Annotated in this window: 8 protein-coding genes and 1 riboswitch; of the genes, 4 read left to right on the top strand and 4 right to left on the bottom strand. The window is 70.8% G+C overall.

Annotation, left to right across the window (positions count from 1 at the left end; translation table 11 throughout):
- Positions 1-249 precede the first annotated feature (249 nt).
- Genes L942_RS33255 through L942_RS33245 form a run of 3 tightly spaced genes read left to right on the top strand, consistent with a single transcriptional unit; the run spans position 250 to position 3,255 of the window.
- Positions 250-1,344, top strand: a complete 1,095-nt coding sequence (locus tag L942_RS33255) for a LolA family protein (protein WP_037367864.1) — start codon at positions 250-252, stop codon at positions 1,342-1,344.
- Positions 1,341-2,342, top strand: a complete 1,002-nt coding sequence (locus L942_RS33250) for an ABC transporter ATP-binding protein (protein ID WP_037367863.1) — start codon at positions 1,341-1,343, stop codon at positions 2,340-2,342. Before L942_RS33255 ends, L942_RS33250 begins: the two co-directional genes overlap by 4 nt.
- A gap of 34 nt (positions 2,343-2,376) precedes the next feature.
- Positions 2,377-3,255, top strand: a complete 879-nt coding sequence (locus L942_RS33245; RefSeq protein WP_037367862.1) for an ABC transporter permease — start codon at positions 2,377-2,379, stop codon at positions 3,253-3,255.
- Positions 3,256-3,263: 8 nt separating this feature from the next.
- On the opposite strand, the gene L942_RS33240 is transcribed toward L942_RS33245, so the two are convergent.
- The 3 genes from L942_RS33240 to L942_RS33230 are packed head-to-tail and all read right to left on the bottom strand — an operon-like array spanning position 3,264 to position 6,948.
- Entirely contained in the window at positions 3,264-4,268 is a 1,005-nt protein-coding gene (locus tag L942_RS33240; protein WP_037367859.1) for an ABC transporter ATP-binding protein, read from the bottom strand.
- Positions 4,268-5,905: an ABC transporter permease gene (locus L942_RS33235; protein WP_235079554.1), complete on the bottom strand. Its 1,638-nt coding sequence runs from the start codon at positions 5,903-5,905 to the stop codon at positions 4,268-4,270. Before L942_RS33235 ends, L942_RS33240 begins: the two co-directional genes overlap by 1 nt.
- A complete protein-coding gene (locus L942_RS33230; RefSeq protein WP_037367914.1) occupies positions 5,881-6,948 on the bottom strand; it encodes a thiamine ABC transporter substrate-binding protein in 1,068 nt (355 codons plus the stop codon). The genes L942_RS33235 and L942_RS33230 overlap by 25 nt, the downstream gene beginning before the upstream one ends.
- 31 nt (positions 6,949-6,979) lie before the next feature.
- Positions 6,980-7,092, bottom strand: a riboswitch (TPP riboswitch).
- Between the two features lie 24 nt (positions 7,093-7,116).
- Here L942_RS33230 and L942_RS33225 point away from each other — a divergent pair.
- Positions 7,117-7,407, top strand: a complete 291-nt coding sequence (locus L942_RS33225; protein ID WP_037367858.1) for a 4a-hydroxytetrahydrobiopterin dehydratase — start codon at positions 7,117-7,119, stop codon at positions 7,405-7,407.
- Between the two features lie 422 nt (positions 7,408-7,829).
- Here the strand turns inward: L942_RS33225 and L942_RS33220 are convergent, their stop codons facing one another.
- Entirely contained in the window at positions 7,830-8,810 is a 981-nt protein-coding gene (locus tag L942_RS33220; RefSeq protein WP_037367856.1) for a GlxA family transcriptional regulator, read from the bottom strand.
- Between the last annotated feature and the right edge of the window lie 74 nt (positions 8,811-8,884).

Below are 8,884 nucleotides of genomic sequence, written 5' to 3'. Positions count from 1 at the left end.
GGCTCGACGCGCAGCACTGACAAGGCGATCACACCGTCAACCCACAAGATCGCTGACACGCCCTCGTCGACCACCAGCACCCGAGGTTTCACGGTCCTCATCATGGCCGGTTTGTGCAGCTGACGCGCGTACTCTCAGGGCCATCTCAGCTGAACGGGCCGAACATTCAGGGGTATCTCAGCCTCGGCAGTGCACCGTCTGCACTGGGAGCCGGGCCCGCCAGAGCCCGGGAACACAGGGAGAGACGAGATGGATCCGAAGAAGAAGGCCATCACCGCGGCCGTCGTCGGCACCGCGCTCGGCGTGGGCGGACTGGTCGTCGTGGCGATGCCTGCCTCGGCGGGGGACGCGCCGAAGCTGCCTCAGGTCAGCGCGGAGGACTTGGTCCAGTCGGTCGCCACCGCGAAACCCGCGCCATTCGACGGCACGGTGACGGTGAGCAACGACCTCGGCCTGCCGAAGATGGCGACCGGCGCGATCCCGGGGGCGAGCGCGCTGGGCGTCGACTCGGCGCAGGTGTTCAGCGACGGCGCCGGCAAGACGAAGGTGTCGCTCACCAAGGGGCAGACGCAGGAAACGATCATCCACAACGGCAACACCGTGTGGGACTACAACTCCAAGACCAACAGCGCGACCAAGACCACGATTCCGGCGGACGTCGCGACCAAGCACAAGGCGGTCGAGGGCGCCGAGGGCAAGACCGCCGACCCGGCCACCGCGGCCAAGGAACTGCTCGCCAAGGTGCGCGAGAGCAGCAACGTCGCGGTCGACGGCACGGCCACGGTCGCCGACCGGCCGGCGTACGAGCTGGTCCTCACGCCTAAGCCGAGCGAACGCACGCTGCTGCGCGAGATCCGCGTCGCGATCGACTCGCAGACCCGGATGCCGCTGCGGCTTTCGGTGCTGAGCAACGGAACCACCGCCCCGGCGCTGGAGCTGGCGTTCAGCAAGATCGAGTTCGCCGACCAGTCGGCTGACCTGTTCGCCTTCACCCCGCCCAAGGGCGCGAAGGTGACCGAGAAGCAGGCCAAGATGGACGATCGCAGCAAGGCGATCGCGAATGAAGCCGCGCAGGGCACCAAGCTCGTGGGCGACGGGTGGGACACCGTCGTCACCGGCAAGGTGCCCGCGGACCTGATGAAGCCGAAGCAGGCGCAGGACGAGCAAAAGGGCGCGGACGTGCAGAAGATGCTGAGCCGGTTCGCCAAGCGGGTCAACGGCCCGTGGGGCAGCGGCTACCTCTTCACCACGAAGGTGGGCGGCGCGGTCCTGACCGACGACGGCCGGTTCGCCGCCGGCGCGGTCCCGGAGCAGGTCCTCTACGAAGCGCTGGGCGCCAAGTGACCAGCACCGCGGTCGAAACCGGGGCGGGCATCTCGGACGAGGTGCCCGCCCCGGCGGTCCCGCTGGCCGCGCGCACCCGGGGGGTGCGCAAGGTCTACCGCGGCACGGTCGCGGTGGACCACGTGGACCTGGACGTGCCCGAGGGCGCCGTGCTCGGCATGCTCGGGCCCAACGGTTCGGGCAAGACGACCACGATCCGGATGCTGCTCGGGCTCGTCCGCCCGACCGCGGGCGAGGTCGAACTGCTCGGCCGGAAGATGCCGGAGGAGTCCGCGCACGCGCTGCCGGACGTCGGCGCGCTGGTCGAGGGACCGGGCTTCCACCCGTTCCTCTCCGGACGCGACAACCTGCTGCGGTTCGCCGCCGCCGAACCGCGGCTGGCGTCGTCCGCGATCCCCGGCGCGGTCGACGCCGCGCTGGACCGGGTCGGGCTGACCGCCGCCGCGCGCCGCCGGTACAAGGGCTATTCGCTCGGCATGAAGCAGCGGCTCGGTCTGGCGAGCGCGCTGCTGGTGCCGCGCCGGATGGTCGTGCTCGACGAACCCACCAACGGGCTGGATCCGGCGGGTACCAGGGAGATCCGCCGTATCATCGCCGATCTGCACTCCGACGGCGTGACCGTGGTGGTGTCCTCGCACCTGCTCGCCGAGGTCGAAGCGACCTGCACGCACGTGGCGGTGCTGCAGTCCGGCACGGTCGTCGCGCAGGGCGAACTGGCTGACCTGCTGGAATCCGGGAACGCCGCGCTGCTGGTGCGCACGCCGGACGCCGAGCAGGCGGTGGAAACGTTGCGGGAGAACCGGATCGGGGCCCGGTTGACCCCGGACGGCGTCCGCGTCGACCTCACCGCGACGCCCGCGCCGCGAGTGCTGCAGGTGCTCGTGCAGGCCGGGGTCGAGGTGCACGAGGCGACCCGGGCGCGGACCGGGCTGGAGGACCTGTTCGCGCGGCTGACCGAAGGGGAATCGGCCGGCGAGGAATCCGAGGGGGAAGCATGACTGCCGCCGACGTACTTCTTCCCGCGGAGGCGAAATGACTACCGCGGCTGTTTCGGTGCCGGTGAGCCGGACCGGGCACGACACGGTGCCGCTGTTCCGGTTGTTCGCCGCCGAGCTGCGCTGGATCTTCCGCAGGCCGCGCACGCTCGCGGTGCTGGGGCTGCTGGCGCTGGTGCCGATCGTGATCGGGATCGGCCTCACGCTGGTCGGGCAGGGCACGGGGAGCAACGCTCCGGACGACAGCGGCGGCGCGCTGCTGGTGTCGGCGGTCAACAACGCGTTCGTGCTGCCGGTCGCCGCGATGGTCATGACACTTACGCTGCTCCTGCCGCTCGCTTCCGCGATGGCCGGCGCGGACGCGATCGCCGGCGAGGCCGCGCACGGCACGCTGCGCGGCTGGCTCGTCGCGCCGGTCAGCCGGGGACGGCTGCTGGCGGTCAAGGCGTTCGGGGTGGCGACGGTGTCCCTGGTCGCGGTGCTCGCGATGTGCGTGACCGGGGTGGCCACCGGGTTGATCATCAACGGCACGGACTCGCTGTTCACGCTGTCGGGCACCACGCTGTCCCTCGGCGAGGCACTTCTGCGGATCCTGCTCGTCGGCGGCTGGATCGTGCTTCAGCTCTGGGCGGTCGGCGCGATCGCGCTGGCGGTGTCGAGCTGGACCGAACACCCGATGCTCGTGGTCGCCTCGGTGCTGGCCGCGAACATCGTGTTCACCATCCTCGGCTTCCTCGACTCGCTGAAGTGGCTGCACCCGTTCCTGCTCACGCAAAACTGGGCGCTGGCCCCGGCGTCGGTCCTGCAGGATCCGATGTCGCTGTCGATGCTCGGCGAAGGCGTGGTCCGCGCGGCCTGCTACATCCTGGTCGGGCTGTCGCTGGCCTACGCGCGCCTCGTCACCCGGGACGGCTGACCTGGGGTTCAGCCCACCACAGCGATCCCGTCCGGATCCGGTTCGAGCCGGACGGGATCGCCCGCCCGGAAGTCCGCTCCGGCCGGGGCGACCGCGTCCACAGTGGACTCTCCGCATCGGACGACCAGCCGCAGATGCTCCCGCCGGTGCACCGCCGCGGTCACTTCTCCGGGCACGCCTTCCGCGGCGACCCGCAGGCCGTGCGGGCGAAACCCGAGCCGGACCGGCCCGTCGTCCACTGCCAGCTCGACGACGCCCAGCTCGGTCCGCACCACGCCGTCGGCGGCGGTGCCGTCCAGGAACGTGGTGACGCCGAGGAAACGCGCCACGTGGTCGTCCACCGGTTTGTTCCACACCGACCGGACCGCGCCCTCCTGCCGGATCTCCCCGGCGTCGAGCACCGCCACGCGATCGGCGAGCGTGAAAGCTTCCTCCTGATCGTGCGTCACCAGGAGCGCGGTGATCTTGCTGCGCCGCAACAGATCCGCCAGGTCGATCGCCAGCTGCTCCCGCAGTCCGGCGTCCAAACCGGACAGTGGTTCGTCCAGCAGCAGCAACCGCGGCTCCGGCGCGAGCGCACGGGCCAACGCGACCCGCTGCGCCTGTCCGCCGGACAGCTCGGTGACCCGGCGCCGTTCGTAGCCTTCGAGGCCGACCAGTTTCAGCAGTTCTTGGACGCGCGCCGCGTGCCGTTCGCGAGGCACGCCGTGCATCCGCAGGCCGAACGCGATGTTCGCGGCGACGTCGCGGTGCGGAAACAGCTGTCCGTCCTGGAAGACCAAGCCGAATTCGCGCTTGTGCACCGGCACCGCGGCGAGATCGGCACCGTCCCACGACACCGAACCGGACGACACCGGTTCCAGTCCGGTGATCGCGCGCAGCAGGGTCGACTTGCCGGAACCGGACGGGCCCAGCAACGCGAGCACCTCGCCGTCGGCGATGTCCAGCTTCGCGTCGCGGACCGCGGCGAACGCTCCATAATGGACAGTCAGGTCCCGTACCGCCAGCGCCATCAGAACTCCCCGACCGTGCTGCGGCCGCGGACCGAGCCGAACCGGTCGATCAGCGCCACCGCCACCACAGTCACCACCATGAGCAGGGCGCACGAGGCGTACGCCATTTGGTTGTTCAGCTCTCCCGGCCGGCTGATCAGCGTCGCGACGGCCACCGGGAGCGTCGGCGCGTCCGGCCGGGCGAGGAAGCTCGTCGCGCCGAACTCGCCGAGCGCGACGATGTATCCGAAGCCCGCCGCGGCCACCACCGACCGCGCGACCAGCGGAAAGTCGATCTCCCGCCACACGCGCGCCGGGCTCGCGCCGAGCGTCGCGGCGGCCTGGCGCAACCGGACGTCGACCGCGCGCAGCACCGGCAGGATCATCCGCACCACGAGCGGCATGATCACCAGCGCCTGCGCGAACGGCACGAGCATCGGCGACGTGCGCAGGTCTCCGGGCAGCGCGTCGAGCGTCACGAGATAACCGAAACCGACGGTCACCGCGGACACCCCCAGCGGCAGCATCAACGCGATGTCCATGGTCTCGCCCATCCCGCGCGCGAGCCCGCCCGGCGAACGGCGAAGCGCCACCAACACGACGCTGGCGACCAGTCCGACGGCCATCGCCAGCAGGGTCGCGTCGGTGGCCGCGGCGAGCGAATTCTGTGCCGCGATCCAGCCGGAGACCTGCAGCGCGTCGTTCTGCCCGACGGTGTTCAGCGCCCGGTATCCGGCGAGGCTCCATCCGTCCGCTCCGGACACCGACTCGACCAGGAGCGAGACGATCGGTGTGAGCAGCAGACCGAGCACCACCACCGCGGCCCCGACCGTCCACCATTCCCCGCCGCGCGGCCGGCGTGCGGTGACCCGCGCGGACCGCAGCTTCACCGCGTTCTCCCGTTTCCGGCGCGCCATCGCGCCGAGCACCAGCGCGGCGACGACGGCCGCGAACTGGACGAGCGACAACGCGGCCGCGCCGGAGAGGTCGAGCAGGTCGACCGTCCGGAGGTAGATCTCGGTCTCCAGCGTTCGATAACTGCCGCCGCCGAGGATCAGCACCACGCCGAAACTGGTGGCGCAGAACAGAAACACCACCGCCGCCGCGGACGCGACCGCCGGGCCGAGCGCGGGCAGCGTCACCGACCGGAACGCCCGCCACGGCGAGGCCCCGAGCGCCCGCGCGGCCTCGGTCGCGCGCGGATCGAGGTGCGCCCACAGTCCGGCGACCGTGCGTGCGACGACGGCGACGTTGAAAAACGCGTTGGCCAGGATGAGCGGCAGCACGCCGCCGTCCGGCCAGATCGCCCGGAACGCCAGCCCGACGACGACCGTCGGCAGCACGAACGGGACCAGCACGATCGTCCGCGCCACTCCGACGCCCGGCAGCCGGACCCTCGCCAGCAAGTACGCCACCGGCAGCCCGGCGAGCACCGCGACGACGGTCGACGCGGCCGCGCTGGCCAGCGTGAATCCGGCGAGCCGCCACGTCTGCGGGTCGCCGAGCACGGTGTCGACGCCGCCCGCGGAAAACCCCCGGCCGACGATCGCGACGACCGGCCAGGCGAAGAACACCACCAGGAACGCGACCGGCAACAAGCCGAGCAGCGTGAGCCCGATGGTGCGCGCGGGGATCACGCGCCCATGAGCGAGCGCCATTCCCCGATCCACTTCTCCCGGCCGGCCTGCACCTTGTCCGCGGGCATGGTGGCCGGCGCCTGCGGCAGCGGAGCCGCGGTGGCCCAGCCGGCCGGCAGTTCAACGCCCTGGCGCGCCGGGTAGACGTACATGTTCGCCGCGACCGTCGTCTGGAACTGCTGCGACAACAGGAAGTCGACGACCTTCTGCGCCTGCGGGATCTGCTTGCCGTTGGTGAGCACGCCCGCGTACTCGACCTGGCGGAAGCAGGTGTCGAGCAGCGCCTTGGTCCGCGGTTTGCCGTCCTCGCCGACCTCCGCGGCGGGCGACGAGGCGTAGGAAACGACGATCGGCCGCGGGCCCTTGCCCGACGAGCCGGAGAAGTCCTTGGTGTAGGCCTCCTCCCAGCCGCTGACCGTCTTGAGGCCGTTGGCCTTCAGCTTCTGCCAGTAGCCCTGCCAGCCGTTCTCGCCGTACTTCGCGATCGTGCCGAGCAGGAAGGCCAGCCCCGGCGACGCGGTGGCCGGGCTCTCCGCGACGGTCAGGTCCTTGTACTTCGGGTCGGCGAGGTCGTCGTAGCTCTTCGGTTCCGGGAGGCCCTTGCTCGCGAAGTACGCCGGGTCGATGTTCACGCAGACGTCGCCGAGGTCGACCGCGGACAGTCGGTGCTGCGGATCGACCGAGTAGCGCTGCGGCCCGCGGTCGGCCTCCGGGCTGGTGTAAGGCTGGAAGACGCCCTCGCTGAGCGCGCGCGACGCGAAGGTGTTGTCGACGCCGTATGCGACGTCGCCGATCGGGCTGCCCTTGGTGAGCACGAGCTTGTTGGTGAGCGCGCCGGCGTCGCCGGACTTGAGGATCTTGAGCTTGATCCCGGACTGACGCTGGAAGGCGTCGAGCACGTCCTGCGGCGCGGCGAACGAATCGTGCGTGACCAGCGTGACGGTCGGCGTCTGCTGATCCGGGTTCGCGGACGACCCGCCGGAGTCGCCGCCGGACAGCGAGCAGGCGCTGGCGAGCACCGAAACCGCGGCAAGGGCTGCCGCCGTGCGGACGGTCCGCGACATCATTCTTCCCCTCCTGCACTGCGCCGGACGGGGGAGAGCGACGCGGCCTCCCTACGCCGGCATGATCCGGATCCAGGTGCGAACGGTCGCGGGCTGTCGGACCCGCCTCTCAGCCCGGCGTACCGGACTCCCGTGGCAATGCCGCAGCGTAGCCGACACCATGGAGGGATGACTCAGCTATTGAGCGACTCGGCAGTAGAGCAGGCCCTCGGCACCGTCCCGGAGTGGCAGCGCGAGGAGGCGACCATCGTGCGGACCGCCGAACTCCCGTCCTTCCCGGCGGCGATCGAGGTGGTGGACCGGGTGGCCGAACTGGCCGAGGAGGCCGACCACCATCCGGACATCGACATCCGCTGGCGCACCCTGACCTTCCGCCTCAGCACCCATTCCGAAGGCGGGCTGACCGACCGCGACTTCGCCTTGGCCAGGCAGATCGACGAGGTCCTCGCGGCTCGCTGACCAGGTGTGACGTCGGCAACCCTGGCACCATGAGCGGCCCCTTCGCGCGTCTTCCGAACAGAGGCGACGCAAGGAGGCCAGCATGGTCCAGGCACTCGTGGTGGGAATGGGTTCGTTCGGCCTGATGGTGGCCGCCGCGGGCGGGGTGCTGTGGCACACCGCGCGCAACCGTCGTGACCTTGATCACAAGCGGTAACAGTGGGCTAGATCAAGGCGCTAACCCAGCGGAATCGTCGGCACTCCCCCGCTAGGAACCCGCCATGAACAGCACATCCGCCCAGCTCACCGCCGCCCAGCGCACCTGGGTCGCGGCGTTCTCGACCGCTGTCGTTCTCCTGTCGATGGTGGTGCTGGGACTGCTCGGCTGAGCGACTCGGCCGCACCGCGGCAGCCGGGCGGGCCGTCGGTCCGCCCCGCGCCGGTCAGGCGCTCGAGACGAGCCGGAACCGCTCCCGGTATTCGCTGGGCGTCGTGTTCAACGTGCGCCGGAACGACCGGTTCAGCGTCGACACCGTTCCGAACCCGCAAGCGCCGGCGATCCGCGACAACGTTTCGTCTGTCGTCTCCAGCCGATGCCTCGCCGCCTCGACCCGAGCGTGCTCGACGTAGGCGGCCGGAGTCATCCCCAGCTCCGCCTTGAACACCCGGGTGATCTGCCGATCCGTCACGTGCGCGTGCGCGGCGAGGTCGGATACCGTCAGCGGTTCCGCCAGATGAGCGGCGATGTGCTGCCGCAGCTCGTCCACCCGCCGGGTCGCGGACGCGGGCTCCAGCGACACGCTGAACTGGCTCTGCCCGCCGGGCCGCCGCAGGAACATCACCAGCTGACGAGCCACCCGCGAGGCTAATTCCGGGCCGAAATCGTCGGCCACCAGCGCCAGCGCGAGGTCGAGGCACGCGCTCAGCCCAGCCCCGGTCCACACGGAACCGTCGCGGATGAAAATCGGGTCCGCGTCGACGGTCACCTCCGGATGCTCCGCGGCCAGCTGCCGAGCCGTTGACCAGTGCGTCGTGGCGCGTTTGCCGTCGAGCAGCCCCGCCGCGGCGAGGATGTGCGCACCGACGCAGACCGACGCCACCCGGCGCGTCCGTCCAGCCAGCCGGCGCACTTCCTCGACCACCGCGGGGTCGCATCGAGCGACGATCTCGCCGCGCTCGCCCGTCGTCACCGCGCCCGGCACGATCAGGGTGTCGATCCGGGACAGCTCCGCGAACGTCACGTCCGGCAGGACCCGCACTCCGGCCGAGGTGGTCACCGGGTCCAGCGACGCCGCCGCGAGCACGACTTCATAGCCCGTCGGGCGGTTCATTTCCCGCTGCAGCAAGGAAAACACCTCGGCGGGACCGGTCACGTCGAGCAGGTCGATCCGGTCGAACAGGACCACGACCACCGTTCTCTTCATCGCGCCACCCCATGTCGGTTTCTGCGCTTCGCATGTCATTGCCGACATCCGGAGCCGAGTCTAGCGTCGATCGT

It is taken from the genome of Amycolatopsis orientalis DSM 43388 (assembly GCF_000411975.1).
Taxonomy (GTDB): Bacteria; Actinomycetota; Actinomycetes; order Mycobacteriales; family Pseudonocardiaceae; genus Amycolatopsis; species Amycolatopsis orientalis_D.
The sequence above is the reverse complement of the archived record's forward strand: the minus strand, read 5'-3'. Positions and strand labels throughout refer to the sequence as shown.

What these genes read in the sequence shown, in the direction of transcription:
- L942_RS33255 (WP_037367864.1), top strand. Translation starts at nt 250, where the DNA reads ATGGATCCGAAGAAGAAGGCCATCACCGCGGCCGTCGTCGGCACCGCG.
- L942_RS33245 (WP_037367862.1), top strand. Translation starts at nt 2,377, where the DNA reads ATGACTACCGCGGCTGTTTCGGTGCCGGTGAGCCGGACCGGGCACGAC.
- L942_RS33240 (WP_037367859.1), bottom strand. Translation starts at nt 4,268, where the DNA reads ATGGCGCTGGCGGTACGGGACCTGACTGTCCATTATGGAGCGTTCGCC.
- L942_RS33235 (WP_235079554.1), bottom strand. Translation starts at nt 5,905, where the DNA reads ATGGCGCTCGCTCATGGGCGCGTGATCCCCGCGCGCACCATCGGGCTC.
- L942_RS33230 (WP_037367914.1), bottom strand. Translation starts at nt 6,948, where the DNA reads ATGTCGCGGACCGTCCGCACGGCGGCAGCCCTTGCCGCGGTTTCGGTG.
- L942_RS33225 (WP_037367858.1), top strand. Translation starts at nt 7,117, where the DNA reads ATGACTCAGCTATTGAGCGACTCGGCAGTAGAGCAGGCCCTCGGCACC.
- L942_RS33220 (WP_037367856.1), bottom strand. Translation starts at nt 8,810, where the DNA reads ATGAAGAGAACGGTGGTCGTGGTCCTGTTCGACCGGATCGACCTGCTC.